Source organism: Flavobacterium taihuense, from assembly GCF_019351435.1.
Taxonomy (GTDB): Bacteria; Bacteroidota; Bacteroidia; order Flavobacteriales; family Flavobacteriaceae; genus Flavobacterium; species Flavobacterium taihuense.
Genome location: NZ_JAHWYN010000003.1, coordinates 237,170 through 254,946, shown reverse-complemented (window position 1 = coordinate 254,946; position 17,777 = coordinate 237,170). Strand labels below are relative to the sequence as shown.

The window sequence follows — 17,777 nt, the reverse complement described above, 5'->3', positions numbered from 1 at the left end:
AAAAATGTCAAACCACAACAAATGGGTTTAACTTAAATTAAACATTACAATTTATCGTAAAGAAGGTATTGATTGTAGAGTTTGAAAAGTGGCGGTGCATTGGCATCGCAATAATACGCAAGAGAAGAACTATTTTTAAAACTAGGTGTAGCAACAAAAACAGTTCGTTCATATTCTGGAACTATAAAAGCGTAATTAAACTGAAAAGAAAAAGATTTAACAATTCCATTATCTGTTTTTTTCTGAATGACCACTTTTTTGTCTTTACAACAGCTGTCTTTCTTAGTAACCAACTTTTCACAACACCCTTTTTCGCTTTTTAATGAAGGCAAAGTAGAATTCAAGGAAACCGAAGAAATCTGGCCTCCGCAATAATGCACATTAAATGCCAATCCCACATTGGAAACCAATAATAAGATTGCTAGAAATATACTTATGTGCTTTTTGAATTTCATTTTTGCAAAATTAGCGTTATTATCTGCTTAAAAAAATCAAATTCTTGTTAAACTTTTAAATTTTAAAAGAAAATTAAACTTACAATTCAAATACCTGCCCCATTAAAGGTATAATACATTCAAAACCATATTTGTCTTGAATTTTGACTCTTAGTTCATCCGCAGGTTCGTTCTCTCCATGTACCAAAAAAACCTTTTTCGGTTTCTCTTCTAAATCCGAAAGCCAATTAACCAAGTCTTTTTGATCGCCATGTGCTGACAAACCTTCTATTTCAACGACTTTAGCTTTTACCGCAAAATATCTACCGTGTATTTTTACGTCAGTTGCACCTTCTAATAATTTTCTTCCGCGTGTACCTTCTCCCTGGTAACCAATTATAATTACTGTTGTTTCGGGCAATCCAATATATCGTTCCAAATAACTTAAAACTCGGCCTCCTGTGACCATACCGCTTGCCGCAATTACTACTTTTGGTTGTTTATTATAAATAGTATCAATCGTTTCCTGATAATCGGAAACCATTGTAAACATTTTACACATAGCAGTGAATTCATATTCAGGTAATCTATGCCATTTCCTATTATTTACAAAAAGTTCCAACATACTAATTCCCATTGGAGTATCAATAATATATGGAATATTTGGAATCCTATCTTCTTCCTTCAATTGCCAAAGAAGATACATTACACTCTGAGAACGCTCTACTGCAAAACTCGGAATTATAATGGTCCCTCCATTTTGCACTGTATTATTGATGTACATTTCCAATTCATCTTTAGGATCAGTTTCAGGATGAAGACGATTCCCATAAGTACTTTCAAGGAAAACATAATCTGCTTTTTTAGGTTTAGTAGGCGGAAACATCAACACATCATTATCCCTGCCAATATCTCCAGAGAAAACAACCACTTTATTTTCAAGCCGAAGTTCAATCGTACATGCGCCGAGAATATGTCCAGCATTGGAAAAAATGGCTTCAATTTCCGGATCCAAGGAAATAATTTCATCAGGTTTAATTACTCTAAAATGGGGGAAAACCTTTTCAGCTTGAGCTACTGTGTACAAAGGCTCCGCAATTTCGTGTTTCGAATATTTTCCTTCATTAGCCATTTTAGCATCCTCTTCTTGAATTTTAGCACTATCCAAAAGTATCAACTTAGCAACGTCCTTAGTTGGACTAGTGCAATATATTTTACCTTCAAAACCTTGATTAACCAATCGAGGTAACCATCCGCAATGATCTAAATGCCCATGAGTCAATAACACAAAATCAATACTAGAAGGTAAAATAGGCAAAGGCTCCCAATTGAGTTCCCGCAAAGGCTTTAATCCTTGAAATTGTCCGCAATCTATTAAAATTCTAACTCCATTACTTTCTACCAAAGTTTTGGATCCTGTAACCGTTCCTACTCCTCCTATGCATGTTATTTTCATTTTAATTCAATTTAGATTAATCATAAAAAACACTAAAACTCTGAGTTAAAAAACGTTTTACCTCTTTTAAATTGCCAGATAAAATCTTAGTTTCTTAGCTACTCTAAAAAAACTATATAAACCGACACAGCTCTGACGCTTCTTTCATCACATTCTTTATTCGACTGGGACTCAATCCAATTTTTTCTAAATCTTCTCTATTATTTACAATCTCTCGAACCAAAATAATATCCAAAATCAATAGTTTTTCTTTTTCAGAAAGAGTCAATGTCGTCAAACAAGTAATTGGGTACAGTTGACGGTTATCTATTTTGGTTTTTAAATTATTGTTTGTGGGATAATCCCAGCTTAACAAATTAAGTCCAGAACATTTAGCAAAATCGACTGCATCAGAAGTAAAACGATTATTAGTTACAATCCAACATTTTGAAATACTATCACTTTTTGAAAATATTTGATATTGTCTTTCTCTTAAATCATTAAATCGGGACAAGATATACATTGGTACCTTCACATCGGTTGCTGCTTCTCTACCCACATGAAACTTACACTCAACCATTGTAATAACATTATTGTTCTTAACCAGAACATCGATTTCATGCGAAACGCACTTTCCTTGTAAAATAATATTAACCTTAGTTTCATAATGCTCTGCCGCAAAAAGTCTGGCAATGAATTTTTCAAAAAAAAAGCCTGCAGGTCCTAACAATCGAATAGCTTCTCTTAAATTATATCGAGCAGCATGCGAATTAGAATTTTTTTTAAGAAGTGCGAAAGCCATTTTATAAATATGCTTAGTAGAAATACCTTCGTAAACCTCTTTTTCAATAAGTTGCAAAACATCATCAACTATAGTGGGAGAGGCTCCTGATTTTAAGAGTGATTGTTTTAATTTTGAACGATTAAAATCGACAATAGCTCCCGAATGTTTAACAATTTTCATCTTCTCTAAATTTAACACGTAAGTTTATAAAATTCAGATTAAAGGTACGAAATAACAGTCTTTATTTATTTAGTTTTTGATAATAAAACGCTGGTATTAAAATAATTAAAAACAAAGGCTGAATCAAAAAACGACGCACGTAAAATAGTAGTAAATTATTTTGATTTGCATAAAAATGGGGGATTAAAAAAAATCCAATAATTAAAATCAAAAAGAAAAAAAAATACAAAAGCGCGGCAAACTGAATCATCTCTTTATCTTTAAAAATAGTATAAAGAACACCTAAAGAAAGAATTGTGTTTAGAAAGAACCGCAAAGACAATCCCAAAAATAACTTCGAAGCATTAAAATCAGGCAAAGGCATTTTTAAATAATCCCCTTCGAAATAAACCAAAAAAGGATCATAAAACAGATGTCCTTCGAAAGCTCGTATACCTACCAATAGTGATATCAATACACTAATTATGGAATAGGAACGTTTATTTCGCAGTATTTTATTTAGCATATTTCGAGAATTTATTAACCCATACTACCCATAAAATAAAAACCAGACCATAAATAATTAACGGAAAAAGAATACTATGCAGCAAATGCAATTGATTGGGAAAATAATAAACTAAAACCGTTAAAAGCGCAATACGAAGCACATTAATAATATAAATCAAAAGGCTCCCGCCAAAAACAAAAACTAAAGTATTTTTTAAACCGCCTGAAAACGCAACTATAAAAGATACGAATAAGACAATCACACTCATGCTATTGCAACCTTCCACTATTTGGGCAACAATTTTATTTTGAAAATAAACACTAAAAAAAGGGGCATTCCTACTTTCCTCAACACGTATCGATTGATAAAACCATGAAATAATTTCTTCGGTATTTTGAGCTACCCATCGCGTAATTGTATCAACTTTACCATTTTCAAAACCATTCAAAAAAAGCTGATAAAAAAATGTAAGCAAAATGTATGTACCAAAAAAGCAAGTAAGAAAAAGCAAAAAGGGTTTATAAAGGAGGAAATATTTTTTCAAAATTAAATTTTTAACAAATTTATACAATTTTTAAAATTGTCTTTAAATACTTTTGTAAAAAATAACAGATCATGACTTTTCAAGAATTACAGCCCAGAGTAACCCAAATCACACTAAACACAACTCTAACCAGAGACGAAAAACTGTTGGCTGTTTGTCAACTTTTGAGTGATTCTATTTCCTACTATAACTGGGTAGGATTTTATTTTGCCAATCACGAGGCAAAAACACTACATCTTGGTCCATACGTAGGAGCCGAAACTGACCACACAGTTATCCCCTTTGGAAAAGGAATTTGTGGTCAAGTAGCAGTATCCAACAATAATTTTGTAGTTCCAGACGTAAGCGCCCAAGACAATTACATAGCGTGCAGTTTCACTGTGAAATCCGAAATTGTAGTTCCACTTTTCGTAAATGGAGAAAACATTGGGCAAATTGACATTGACAGCCACGTAATCGATCCGTTTACAGCAGAAGACGAACGCTTCCTGGAATTTGTAAACGTGGAGATTGCGAAGTTGTACTAAAGATCAAATCAGAAAATTATAAAAAGACAAAATAATCATCTAAAAAATCGGAAATTTATATATAAGTATTTAAAAAAAATATGATGCTATTCTTTCTAAACACTTTAAGGCCTTAGGAACTAAAAAAAGTACTGAATCGTTATAAAGATTGAAAAAATTAAAGATTCCTATTATGAGGATGTAAAATAATTCATCATTCATCATTTATAATTCATAATTATTTTCTACTTTTGCACCCGTCTTACAATAGATGTACGACATACATAAAAATCATTAAACAAATATTGGAATGTATTTAACTAAAGAGATTAAAGAAGAGATCTTCGCTAAACACGGAGAAAAAACAAACACTGGAAAAGCAGAAGCACAAATCGCTTTATTCACTTTCAGAATTAGCCACCTTACTGAGCACTTGAAAAAAAATCGTCACGATTATAATACAGAGCGTTCATTGGTATTATTAGTAGGTAAAAGAAGATCATTGTTAGACTATTTGAAGAAAACAGAGATCAACAGATATCGTGAGATTATCAAAGTATTGGGTATTAGAAAATAATCAATATATAAAAGAGGTGCGAGAGTGCCTCTTTTTTATTTTAGAGTTTAGAAGTTAGATTTTAGATTCTTCAATTAATATTAATTTTTCACAATTAATATTTACATTAAAAAAAGTTTGGTTTTTCATTGGGTTTTAGGCATTAACTACGCAACAACTACAACTAACAACACAACTAGAACCCATTGTTTAATCACAAAAAATAAAGTATGATTCCAAAAGTTTCAAGAGAAATTATCGATTTAGGAGATGGCAGAAGCATCTCAATCGAGACCGGAAAATTAGCCAAACAAGCTGACGGTTCTGTAGTAGTTCAAATGGGAAATGCCATGTTGCTTGCAACTGTAGTATCTGCCCGTAAAGCCAGTCCTGGTATTGACTTTTTACCTTTAACAGTAGATTACCGAGAAAAATTTGCCGCTGCAGGTCGTTTTCCTGGTGGATTTTTCAAAAGAGAAGCAAGACCAAGCGATAGCGAAGTATTAACAATGAGATTAGTGGATCGTGTATTGCGTCCTCTTTTCCCGGACGACTACCATGCTGAAACGCAAGTAATGGTGCAGTTAATGTCTCATGACGAAAACGTTATGCCAGATGCACTAGCAGGATTAGCTTCATCAGCTGCACTTGCATTGTCTGACATTCCTTTCTCAACATTAATTTCTGAAGTACGTGTTGCACGTGTGGACGGAAAATTTATCATCAATCCAAGTCGTACTCAATTAGAATTATCTGACATCGACATGATGATTGGTGCTTCTAAAGATTCTATCGCAATGGTAGAAGGTGAGATGAAAGAAATTTCAGAATTGGAAATGGTAGAAGCCATTAAATTTGCTCACGAAGCTATCAAAGTTCAAATTGCTGCTCAAGAAAGATTAGTTGCTGCTTTTGGTAAAAAAGAAGTAAGAACTTATGAAAATGAAAAAGAAGACGAAGCTATTTACGCTAAAGTAAAAGCTGCAGCTTACGATAAAATTTATGCTATCGCAAAAGTAGGTTCTTCTAAACAAGAAAGAACAGCTTCATTTGCTGAAGTTAAAGAAGAAGTTAAAGCGTTGTTTACTGAAGAAGAATTGGCCGCTGACGGAGATTTAGTTTCTAAATACTTCTATAAAATCAATAAAGAAGCCGTTCGTAACGTAACCCTAGATTTAGGAACTCGTTTGGACGGAAGAAAAACAAACGAAATCAGACCGATTTGGGCTGAAGTTGATTACTTACCATCAGTTCATGGATCTTCTATCTTCACAAGAGGAGAAACTCAAGCATTGGCAACAGCAACTTTAGGAACTTCCAGAGAAGCAAATCAAATTGACTCTCCATCAGAACAAGGTGAAGAGAAATTCTACTTACACTATAACTTCCCTCCTTTCTCTACTGGTGAAGCAAAACCTCTAAGAGGAACTTCAAGAAGAGAAGTAGGTCACGGAAACTTAGCACAACGTGCTTTGAAAAACATGATTCCTGCTGATTGTCCTTATACTATCCGTATTGTATCCGAAGTATTAGAATCTAACGGTTCTTCTTCTATGGCTACCGTATGTGCTGGAACATTAGCATTGATGGACGCAGGTATCCAAATGATCAAACCAGTTTCTGGAATTGCAATGGGATTGATTACTGATGGAGCTCGTTTTGCTGTATTGTCTGATATCTTAGGCGACGAAGATCACTTAGGAGATATGGACTTTAAAGTAACAGGAACTGCTGACGGAATCACTGCTTGTCAAATGGATATCAAAATCGAAGGATTGGAATACCATATCATGGAGGAGGCTTTGGCTCAAGCTCGTGAAGGTCGTTTGCATATCCTTGGAAAAATCACTGATACTTTAGCAGCTCCAAAAGCGGATGTAAAAGCATATGCTCCAAAAATTATCACAAGAACCATTCCTGGTAACTTTATTGGCGCTTTAATTGGACCTGGTGGAAAAGTAATTCAAGAATTACAAAAAGCTACTGGAACAACTATCGTAATCAACGAGGTGAACGAAGAAGGTGTTATTGAAATTTTAGGTACAGATCCTGCTGGAATAGAAGCGGTATTGGCAAAAATCCAATCTATCACTTTCAAACCACAAATGGGAGAAGCCTACGAAGTAAAAGTAATCAAAATGCTTGATTTTGGTGCTGTTGTAGAATATACCGCTGCTCCAGGAAATGAAGTATTACTTCATGTATCTGAACTTGCTTGGGAACGCACAGAAAATGTTACTGACGTTGTAAACATGGGCGATGTATTTCAAGTAAAATACCTTGGTATTGATCCAAAAACTAGAAAAGAAAAAGTTTCTAGAAAAGCACTTATTGCTAGACCTCCACGTGAGGAGAAAAAAGAGTAATCCAATCTTAGTTTACTAAAAGGTTTATTATAGAGAAAACCCCGTTTCATCATTATGAAACGGGGTTTTTCGGTTTATTTAATTTTTTTCAACGCGACCTCTTTAGTTAATATTAAGTAGCTAAAAAAACTTGCAAATTCATATCTAAATGGAATTCACATAATATCAATAGCTGTTTTTTTAATATTATTTTTTTTAGGCATTTATTTTAGAATTCAATAAAAATATAACAATTTACCTTATTTTTGTAAGATTATGTGTTACTTTTGTGAAAAAATACATCATTTTTATAAAATACATTTAAAACCATCTATTAGCAACCAACTAAAAAAAACTAAATCACGCATCCTTTGAAAAACATTCAAGCAAAAACTCGTTTTCTTCTTTTATTGGGATTATTCTTAAACACTTATCGTATTCAAAGTCAGACCAGCAATATAATTTCAACATACAATTGGTTTGACAAGGTTATTGGCAGAGAAAATCTAGATATTAACTACGGCCCTCTTTATACTAACACTTACAGAACACTAGGAGATAATAATATGTATTTAATTAACGATAAGTACAGTTTAGGAAAAATCAGTTATGAAGGTCAAACGTATTATGACACAAAGCTCAAGTATGATATTTATAGAGATATATTAATTTTAAATCCTGCAGAAGAATCTGAACAAATAGGAATATATTTAAATAAAGAAAAAGTTGATTCTTTTACTTTACTAAATAAATTTTTTACAAAAATAAATAAAGAACAATATAATTTTCCTGGTTTCTCTACAGCATACTATGAAGCTTCAATTTATAATGAAGACATTGTGTTTTACATAAAACACCACAAAAGTATGATTAAAAAAATAAAATACGATTATTCCTACTATAACTTCACTAATAATAATAGTTACTTTCTAGACTATAAAAAAACTTTATACAGTATAAATAATAAAAGTGATTTAATTAAAATATTTCCCAATCAAAAAAAACAAATCACTGAGTTTTATTCAATAAATAGAGACTTAAAAAAGAGCGACATAGACCATTTTATGAAGAACTTGATCACAACCATTAGTAATTCACTTTCAAATCATACCTCTATTAAATAAAACTAATGAACAAAATTATATCCCTCTTATTTATTTTATTTCTTTCTAATAACATTCTGATAGCTCAAAATTCTAACGAAAAATTTTCTATAAAATTTAAAGACGAATCTTTGGCAACAGCTATAAAAAACATTGAAACCACAACTCTTTATAAATTTTATTTTGATCCTACTTGGGTAGAGACAAATAAAACCTTAATCACTGGAGATTACAATAATATTACAATAGACGAGTTACTTGAAAAAATACTCAACAAGACAGACTTAAATTTTGTTATTATTAAAAAGAAAATCATTTTAACGCTTAACAATCAAATACACGATAAATTGCCATCTAATTATTTCGCAGACACGCCTGCAAACCAAAATGAAAAATTAGAAGAAAATATAGAAAACCCTGTTTTTTACCAACAATATGATTCTTTAAATAACTATAGTATAACAAAAAAAACTGCCGTAATTTTTATTGGTAAAGAAAATAAAGAATCAGTTAAAAAAAATTACCTTATTTCTGGTCATATAAATAACGAAGAAACTAACAAACCTGAAGCAAATATCTATATAAAAATCAGAAACAAAAACATCTCTACTTCAAGTGATCCAAACGGTTATTTTTCTTTACAACTTCCAAGAGGAATGAACGTTTTAGAAATAAAATCATTAACTCATAAAGAATTTACAAAAACTTTAATGGTTTACAATGACGGTACTTTTGATATTAATCTTAATGAAAAATCAAATCAACTAGATGAAGTCGTAATTAAAAAGAAAGGAAAGAGAGTGACGGAGACTGTGCTTTCAGGACTAGTATCAATTGATATTGAAAACATAAAAAATGTTCCACTAATTCTTGGAGAAAGAGATATATTAAAAATTGCGACTACTTTTCCTGGAATAAAAACAACAGGAGAAGGATCTGCAGGTTTTAATGTTAGAGGAGGAAAAGAAGATCAAAACCTAATACTTCTAGACAATGCTGTATTATATAATCCTCAGCATTTCTTAGGCTTTTTCTCGGCCATAAACCCTTACACCGCAAAAAAAGCGGACATTTACAAAGGAAGTATTCCTGCTGATTTTGGAGGAAGACTATCATCTGTATTCGACATTACTACAAAAAATGGTAATCCAGAAAAGATTTCTGGAGAGGGAGCAATTGGCCCTATTACTTCAAACCTTAGTTTTGCACTTCCAATAGAGAAAAACAAATCTAGCATCCTTTTTGGAGCAAGGGCAACGTATTCTGATTGGATTTTAAAATCATTAGATGACGAAAACTTAAAAAATAGTCAGGCTGGATTCTATGACGGAATTCTTAAGTATAATAATGCAATTAATAAAACTAATAATTTAGAAGCTACTTTGTATTATAGCCAGGACCGCTTCAGTATTAACTCTGATTCAATCTATAAATATAGTAATCGACTTGCTTCAGTAAAATGGGATCATTCTTTTAACAAAAATCATAAAGCATCTCTTATTTTTACAAATAGCGAATATAAATTTAATATTAATTATGATTCTGAGGATATTAATGCTTTTGATTTTGGTTATAAAATAAATGAATCTCAATTTCAACTAAAATTTAATTACCTCTTCAATGAAAAACATCATTTTTCATACGGGATTGCTAGCAAATTATACAATATTAACCCAGGTTACCAACATCCAAAAAAAACAGAGGCAACTTTAATTCCTATAGATATTGACAAAGAAAAGGCACTCGAATCAGGTGTTTATTTTTCTGACAATTACAAAGTGAGTGATAAATTGTTAATTGATTTAGGACTACGGTATTCTTTCTATGCAGCTTTAGGAGCCAGTGATGTAAATATTTACCAAAGTGAATTACCTCTTAATGAAGCTACTGTAATAAATACTCAACATTACAATAATAATGAAATTGAAAAAAAATATGGCGGATTTGAGCCACGTTTAGCTGCACGCTATTTTTTTACTGAAGATTTTTCAATCAAAGCTGGCTATGATTTCACAAGGCAGTATATTCATTTATTATCAAGTAACGTAACACAATCCCCCAATGACACTTGGAAACTATCTGATACTAATATAAAGCCTCAAAGCGGACAACAAATATCATTAGGCCTATTTAAAAACCTAAATGATGATGAATTTGAAATTAGCTTAGAAGGATATTACAAAAAATCAAATAATATTCTAGATTATAAAGTTGGAGCTCAATTATTGCTAAATAAAAATGTTGAAACTGAGCTTTTACAAGGTGAAGGCAAAGCTTACGGTATTGAATTTTTAATAAAGAAGCAAATCGGAAAACTAAACGGGTGGATCGGTTACACTTATTCAAGGTCTTTAGTCAAATTAGATGGACAATACAATGAAGAAAAAGTAAATAATGGAGAATACTTCGCTTCCAATTTTGATAAGCCTCACGATTTAAGTGCGGTTTTAAATTATAAATTTACAAAGCGATATAGTTTATCTACCAACTTTTTATATCAAACAGGGAGACCTATTACTTTTCCAATTGGGACATATCATTATGGAGATGCAGAATATACTCTTTATAGTGATAGAAATAAATACAGAATCCCAGATTACATACGTTTAGATATTGGAATTAATATAGAAGGAAATCATAAAATAAAAAAATTAGCACACAGTTTTTGGAACATATCAATTTATAATGTTTTAGGGCGAGATAACCCATATTCAATTTATTTTGTAACAAATCCTGCTGGAAAAATAAAAGCATACAAAACTTCAATTTTTTCTATTCCAGTGCCTAGTATTACTTATAATTTTAAATTTTAAATATCGAATTCCACATATTCTAAAAATCATGAAATCTATATATCTAATTAAAATAGTACCTTTTTTATTTTTATCATTAATTATTAGTAGTTGTAGCGAAAGTTACAACCTCCAAACAGACAACTATGAAGAAGCATTGGTTGTAGAAGCAACAATTACTAATGAACTTAAAAATCAAGAGATAAAACTTACGAAAACTTCAAAATTTGAAGAAGAAGAAATAAAAACTGTAGCTGGAGCTAATGTAAATATTCACGACAATAAAGGAAATATATTTTATTTTAAGGAATCGGCAGGAAAATATATATCTGAAACCAAATTTAGACCATCACCTAATACTGAATATACACTTGAAATCGCAACAACTGACGGAAAAAAGTATCAATCATCAAATGAAACACTAACGACAGAAACTGAAATAGAAAGTGTAACACCAGAAGTTATTACTGACATAAAAGAAGGAAGGGGAGTTCAAATTAACGTAAAAAGTTATGATCCTGTCAATACTTCAAAATATTACAGATATGAATACGAAGAAGCATACAAAATAATAACACCCAAATGGTATCCTATTAAATTAGTTGTTATTGGACCAAGAGAAGTAGAGGAAGTACTTAACGAGACCAATAAAAAAATTTGTTATACTGTCAAAAATTCAACAGACATATTACAATATACAACTACAAACTTACTGGAAGACAGAGTAGATTTTCCTATTAGATTTATTAGTGATCAAAATTATATTATCAGTCACAGATATAGCATTTTAGTTCGACAATATGTACAAAATATTGAATCATATACTTTTTATAAAACATTAAAAGAAATATCAAGCTCTGGTAGTGTTTTATCTCCGAAACAACCCGGATTTCTAAATGGAAATATTAAATGTATGAGTGATTCAAATTCCAAAGTCATTGGTTTTTTTGATGTATCAGCAGTTTCATCAAAAAGAGTTTTTTTTAATTATAAAGACCTATTTCCAGGCGAACCTTTACCGCCATATTACACGGATTGCAGTAATCAATTTTTTAATTACTGTTGGGGAGCAGGTGATCCCCCATGTGTCGGAGGAACATTGATTTACAATCTTACCATTAACAGTTTAACATTAATAAATATCGAACCGAAATACATTATGGTGAATGCTCCATGTGGAGACTGCACCGTTTTTTCATCAAACGTAGTTCCTCCGTTTTGGACAGATTAAGAAAATAAATTAATACCATAATAAAAAATAAAATCAATCCATTGCTTTTTTTGAATATAGCTATCAGCAATTGTTATTAACCATACCATTTGTAGAAAAATATTACCAAAGAAGCATAATTAGTAAAAGTAACTATAACCAATGAGCATGAATATCAAGAAATAAAGCTTATTAAAGACAATACTTCTTTTTCATCTAACATAATACCTTCATTTTGATAAGAATTAAACAAATCCTTTCATTGTTTGCTTTAATAAGTACACAATTAATCAGTGCACAAAAAACAGTTGTTGTAGATGAATCTATATACCTTCATGCGAATGCCTCAACATTTGTTTCGGGAGAAACTCTCCTTTATAAGGTTTATTGCTTAAAATCATCAGACAAAACTCCAAGTGTCTTGAGCAAAATAGCTTATGTTGAACTTGTTGACAGCAATAAAAAGCCAGTTTTAAAAACTAAAATTGTTCTAGAAAATTCATGCGGACAAGGCGAATATTTTATTCCAACAACACTAAAAACAGGAAAATACAAACTTATAGGATACACCAGTTGGATTCTTAACAAAGCTACGTCAGATCTTTTTCAGATGGACATCACTATCATAAATCCTTTTAAAGCAGATGAAAAAAATGCTTCGGATAACATTTTAAAAACAAATCAGGGAAATTCAAATTTAGCTGTCAGCACAAATGAAATCATTTCAAAAGACAACAACATAAGTAGTGAAAATCTAAAATTTAATCTTAATAAAAAGACATTTACAAACCGAGAATTGGTTGATCTAAAAATTGAATCTCTAAATCCTCTTTTTAAAGATGGAACATACTCTTTATCTGTAAGGAAAATAGACAGTCTACCATCAAAAAAAGCAGTCAATCCGATAGACTTTTTATTAACAAATCAAAAAACGATTATTGATTTAGAAAATCAAAAAAACAATATCGTTTTACCTGAACTTAGAGGTGAGAATATATCTGGAAAAATTATAGCAAAAGACCCTAATCGCAAAGTAGAAAATATAGCAATTGCATTTTCATTACCTGGAAAATCTTTTGCATTTAAGATTGTAATGACTGACCCAAATGGTGCTTTTAATTTCACAATAAACAAAGCAAATTACAACACTAATATCATAGTTCAGATAATAGATGACCATGCCGATTATTACACTCTTTCATTAGACAATCCACATCAAATAGATTATTCAAAACTAATTTTCCCTGCCAACGAAAATCTTTCATACTTTTATAAGGAAAGCTTGTTAAACCGATCAATTTCTACTCAAATTGAAAATGCTTATTTTTATAAAAAAACAGATAATTTAATTAATCCAGTTGACGTAGATCCGTTTTACAGTTCTTTCGAAAAAGAATATATTCTGGATGATTATACTAGATTTAAAACATTAAAGGAGACAATTACTGAAGTTGCAACCGAAATATATTTGAAACAGCTAAACAACAACTATTACTTACATGTCATGGATCCTAATGTTTTTCCTCAGTTACCGGAACCAGCATTGGTTTTAATTGATGGTTTGTTATTGCAAAATCAAAACGATTTAATCAATTACAATATGAAGAATATATTCAAAATTGATTTAATCGCTGGTAGATATTATGTAGGGGCTACATCATTTAATGGATTGATATGCCTTACCACTTTTAATAAAGATTTCAAAAGTAATCAAAGCGAATCTTCAATGATGAAAGCGGCTATTTTAAGACCACAACCTAAAAAAGTATATTACAAGATTGATTACTCGGATTTATCCAAAAACGAAAGAATTCCGGACTATCGCTATCAATTGCTATGGCTACCGCAACTCACCTTGGCTAGCAATGAAAATCCCATATCCTTTTACACCTCAGATCTAACAGGAACATTCGAAATTTCGCTAGAAGGTTTTACAGACCAAGGGATTCCAGTCTCTTTAAAAGACACTTTTGAAGTACAATAAATACCAGTAAAAACCCCAACTCATCCATTTGATTTGGGGTTTATCATTATTAGGACGTGACCTCGTTGAGTAAAGGGGCTTACTATAGTATCGCTTACAAAGCCCCTTTACTCAACAAGGTCGGGCTATCACGAGCGCTATGGCGCCTTGCTCTATCCCTCACGCAACCATAAAACGAGAACTCTACATCGAAAAACAGCATCCAAATCTCACTTCCTAATACAAAAAGCATAGCGCCCCTTGCGGTAAAACCCAACAAATCAACTATTAAAGAATCCTCGTTAATCAGTTTCTTCCGTCAAATCCGTGGCCAAAACAAAACTTTGCGTCCCTTACCTAAACCTTTGCTCACTTTGCGGTTAAACCAATCACAAAATACTATTTCACATAATTCAAAGTGAATAATTCAAAAAAAATAAAACCATTACATTTTATTCAAAGAAAAAAAATATCTTTAACGTGAAAATTAGTATCTATTAACCAATTAAAAAACTGACTATGTGCGATTCTACAAAAGAACTATCCTTTACCCCTTACCCGACCATCCAAACTACCAAGATTAATGCCGTTCCTTTTACTTTCCTAGAATCAGGTGAGGTGAATTACCCAGTAGCCCCATTAGTGTCTGCAAAATTCTACACCCCAAAAGGAGGCCCATTGACACTAAAAGTGAGAGCAACAGTATACATGAACTCTGAAATTCCTGATGCACCTGTTGTGGAACCACCAGTTGAAAAAGACGGCGTTTTGACCATCAATTACGATTATGATTTTTCCATGGAAACCCCAGAAACCTGCGATGTGTGGTACGTAGAACTGGATTACACCTCTCCTACTGTGGGTAATATAACTAAAATTGAATCTTTCATGGTTAACTTGGATCCTGAAACTTCTAGAGGTACTTCAACTCAAGTTCCTTAAAATGAATTTAAAGTTAAAATATTATTTTTTTTGTTTCTTCTTAATAGCTCCTTTTTTTCTTTTTTCACAATCTGAAAAGACTAATTTATTTGAAAAAAAAATACTTCAACAAAAATTAATCGAGTTTAAGGGAGAACTCAATTTTATAAAATCCCAATCTTATTATTTAAAAAAAGATTGGGATTCGACTTTGATTTATTCCATGAAACAGCTAAGTATAAGCAATAACAGAAAGCTAGCGGATTATTGTCATTACTTCAGAGGAGAAAGCTTTTTCAACAAGAAACTTTACAAAGAAGCAAAAAAGGAGTTTTTTTTAGTGTCCGATTCATTTGAGCTTTTACCATTTAAAAATTTCACTTTAGGAGCCTCTTTTCTTGAATTAAAAGAATTTGACAATGCTCTTTATTACTTTAAACTTGCAGAAAAACAATATGTTAAATCAAATAACACTGTTGGTCTGGCAAATGCTTATAATGGAATTGGGACGACTTATATTTTTCTAAAACAATTTGAAAAAGCAGAGAATTACCTACTTAAAACGTTGCGAATAAATCAAGAAACACAAAACAATGATAAAATTTGCATATCGTACATGAATTTAGCAAACTTATATTATGAGCAATATAAAGACAATCTAGCTATTTTTTATTTTAAAAAGTCCTATGAACTATCAAAAAAAGCAAATAATATAACTACAAAACAAACGGCCTCCAAAAACATGGCAGTTGTAGAAGAAAACAGGGGCAACTTCAAAGAAGCATTGACTTACAGAAAAGAATCAGAGCAATGGAAAGACTCTCTAAACAACCAAAACAAAATCTGGGCAGTTGCCGACTTTGAGAAAAAATATGCTGTAGCCCAAAAACAAAAACAGATCACTGTACTTAAAATCGAGAGCAAGCTAAAAGACACGCAACGTAATGGTTTATTTTATTCCGTATTAGCTTTGTTATTGCTTTTAATAGGAGGTGTTTATGTCTATGCCCAAAAAGTAAAAAGCAGTAAAATAATTCTTACCCAAAAAAATAAATTAGACGAACTTAACGCTACTAAAGATCAACTATTCTCCATCGTGAGTCACGATTTGCGTTCCTCCGTCAATGCCTTAAAAACCAGCAATGCAAAATTAACCACTTCGTTGGAAACCAAAAACTATAACGAACTCGACCAACTTCTTCATCAAAACAGCGCGATTGCAAACGGCGCATACAGTTTGCTCGACAACTTGCTCCATTGGGCGTTGTTGCAAACCAAACAATTGTATTTTCATAAAGATTCGGTGCATCTGTATTCCATCGTACAACAAATAGAATACAATTACAAGCCTCTACTTCTTGATAAAGGCATTACTTTTGAGAATGCTGTTTCCAAAAATAGTTTTATCTTCGTGGATCTCGATTCGTTAAAAATTGTATTGCGTAACTTGCTGGACAATGCCATTAAATTTTCTGATGAAAATGGAGAAATCAAGATCTATACGACAGAAACAAATACTAATTTTTGTCAACTTGTGATTCAGGACAACGGTTTAGGGATGAGCCAAGACACCATAAATGAATTGCTTGAAGACAATGAGTTATTGGCCAAGAAAAGTAATTCGGAAATTATAGGCACAGGGCTCGGTTTGCAATTGTGCAAACAAATGATCAAGAAAAACAGAGGAACGCTAGCCATAGAAAGCGAGCTCAATAAAGGAACCAAAATGATACTTTCGTTTCCAAAAACAGAACAAAATGGATAACATCAATGTACTTATTATAGAAGACACCCCAGAGCAAAGTGATGCACTGAGCAAAGTCTTACTGGCCAATAAATACAACATTGTGGGCGTAGCCAGAAATTATACTGATGCGCTGACTTTATTCTACCAAAACCCCGTAGACATCATCGTAATCGATGTCTTCCTCGACGGAAAACCAGATGGAATCACCTTTGCCGAGACCATTAATATTGTTCCAAATGCCTCCAAACCTTTCGTGTTTTTAACCAGTTCGCAAGACCGCCAGATATTTGAGAGAGCCAAACTCACCAAGCCTTTCAGCTTCCTGATGAAACCCTTCAACGAATTGGAAATTCTCTATGCGCTAGAAATGGCTGTCGAAAAATTCTACGAACAAACTAATGTTTTCCTGAGCGAAGACCAAGACACAGTAATCAGCAATGATTATATGTTCATCAAAAAGAAAAATGCACTCAAGAAAGTGTCACTTCAAGACATTCTATACATCGAAGTTGAAGACCGTTATTGCAACATCATAACCGAGAAAGAAAAATTTGTCATCTTGATTTCGCTGACCAAAATCAGCACCCTTCTCAATAAAGAAAAATTCATTCGGACCCACAGAAACTATATCGTAAACGCTGATAAAATAGAAGAAATTATCCTGGCCGATAATCTTATTATTCTGAAAGGAAATTACAAAATAAACCTAAGCGATTCCTATAAAGATTTCATCAAGAAAATGAATATTTTGTCTTAAGAGCACATACATA

At 32.0% G+C, this 17,777-nt stretch carries 15 protein-coding genes; 10 read left to right on the top strand and 5 right to left on the bottom strand.

Features of this window, described 5'->3' with window-relative positions:
• Nucleotides 1-44: 44 nt before the first annotated feature.
• The 5 genes from KZH69_RS04570 to xrtF form a co-directional block, all read right to left on the bottom strand.
• Entirely contained in the window at nucleotides 45-455 is a 411-nt protein-coding gene (locus tag KZH69_RS04570; RefSeq protein ID WP_219316277.1) for an HYC_CC_PP family protein, read from the bottom strand.
• Between the two features lie 79 nt (nucleotides 456-534).
• Nucleotides 535-1,890, bottom strand: coding sequence for an MBL fold metallo-hydrolase RNA specificity domain-containing protein (locus KZH69_RS04565; RefSeq protein ID WP_219316276.1), 1,356 nt, complete (start codon nucleotides 1,888-1,890; stop codon nucleotides 535-537).
• 112 nt (nucleotides 1,891-2,002) lie between these two features.
• Nucleotides 2,003-2,833: an ATP cone domain-containing protein gene (locus tag KZH69_RS04560; RefSeq protein ID WP_219316275.1), complete on the bottom strand. Its 831-nt coding sequence runs from the start codon at nucleotides 2,831-2,833 to the stop codon at nucleotides 2,003-2,005.
• 61 nt (nucleotides 2,834-2,894) lie between these two features.
• The gene (locus KZH69_RS04555; RefSeq protein ID WP_219316274.1) at nucleotides 2,895-3,338 is read right to left on the bottom strand and encodes an exosortase F system-associated membrane protein; all 444 of its coding nucleotides are present in this window, start codon (nucleotides 3,336-3,338) and stop codon (nucleotides 2,895-2,897) included.
• Nucleotides 3,328-3,864 carry an exosortase family protein XrtF gene (gene xrtF, locus KZH69_RS04550; RefSeq protein WP_219316273.1) on the bottom strand — a complete coding sequence of 179 codons (537 nt, stop codon included), beginning with the start codon at nucleotides 3,862-3,864 and terminating at the stop codon, nucleotides 3,328-3,330. The genes KZH69_RS04555 and xrtF overlap by 11 nt, the downstream gene beginning before the upstream one ends.
• Before the next feature lie 71 nt (nucleotides 3,865-3,935).
• On the opposite strand from xrtF, the gene KZH69_RS04545 reads away from it, so the two are divergent.
• The 10 genes from KZH69_RS04545 to KZH69_RS04500 all read left to right on the top strand — a co-directional run bounded on the left by KZH69_RS04545 (nucleotide 3,936) and on the right by KZH69_RS04500 (nucleotide 17,764).
• Entirely contained in the window at nucleotides 3,936-4,391 is a 456-nt protein-coding gene (locus KZH69_RS04545; protein ID WP_219316272.1) for an XrtF-associated fRMsr-like GAF protein, read from the top strand.
• Between the two features lie 289 nt (nucleotides 4,392-4,680).
• The gene (gene rpsO, locus KZH69_RS04540; protein WP_219316271.1) at nucleotides 4,681-4,947 is read left to right on the top strand and encodes a 30S ribosomal protein S15; all 267 of its coding nucleotides are present in this window, start codon (nucleotides 4,681-4,683) and stop codon (nucleotides 4,945-4,947) included.
• Between the two features lie 209 nt (nucleotides 4,948-5,156).
• On the top strand, nucleotides 5,157-7,292 hold the full coding sequence (locus KZH69_RS04535; RefSeq protein ID WP_219316270.1) for a polyribonucleotide nucleotidyltransferase: 2,136 nt from the start codon (nucleotides 5,157-5,159) through the stop codon (nucleotides 7,290-7,292).
• Between the two features lie 350 nt (nucleotides 7,293-7,642).
• Nucleotides 7,643-8,395, top strand: coding sequence for a hypothetical protein (locus KZH69_RS04530; protein ID WP_219316269.1), 753 nt, complete (start codon nucleotides 7,643-7,645; stop codon nucleotides 8,393-8,395).
• Nucleotides 8,396-8,400: 5 nt separating this feature from the next.
• Nucleotides 8,401-11,187: a TonB-dependent receptor gene (locus KZH69_RS04525; protein ID WP_219316268.1), complete on the top strand. Its 2,787-nt coding sequence runs from the start codon at nucleotides 8,401-8,403 to the stop codon at nucleotides 11,185-11,187.
• Between the two features lie 28 nt (nucleotides 11,188-11,215).
• Nucleotides 11,216-12,397 (top strand): DUF4249 domain-containing protein, encoded by a 1,182-nt coding sequence (locus KZH69_RS04520; RefSeq protein WP_219316267.1) that lies wholly within the window; start codon nucleotides 11,216-11,218, stop codon nucleotides 12,395-12,397.
• A gap of 214 nt (nucleotides 12,398-12,611) precedes the next feature.
• Nucleotides 12,612-14,360, top strand: coding sequence for a hypothetical protein (locus tag KZH69_RS04515; RefSeq protein WP_219316266.1), 1,749 nt, complete (start codon nucleotides 12,612-12,614; stop codon nucleotides 14,358-14,360).
• Between the two features lie 498 nt (nucleotides 14,361-14,858).
• Nucleotides 14,859-15,281, top strand: coding sequence for a hypothetical protein (locus KZH69_RS04510; RefSeq protein WP_219316265.1), 423 nt, complete (start codon nucleotides 14,859-14,861; stop codon nucleotides 15,279-15,281).
• Nucleotide 15,282: 1 nt separating this feature from the next.
• Entirely contained in the window at nucleotides 15,283-17,025 is a 1,743-nt protein-coding gene (locus KZH69_RS04505; protein ID WP_255557637.1) for a tetratricopeptide repeat-containing sensor histidine kinase, read from the top strand.
• Nucleotides 17,018-17,764: a LytR/AlgR family response regulator transcription factor gene (locus KZH69_RS04500; RefSeq protein ID WP_219316264.1), complete on the top strand. Its 747-nt coding sequence runs from the start codon at nucleotides 17,018-17,020 to the stop codon at nucleotides 17,762-17,764. Before KZH69_RS04505 ends, KZH69_RS04500 begins: the two co-directional genes overlap by 8 nt.
• Nucleotides 17,765-17,777: the final 13 nt, after the last annotated feature.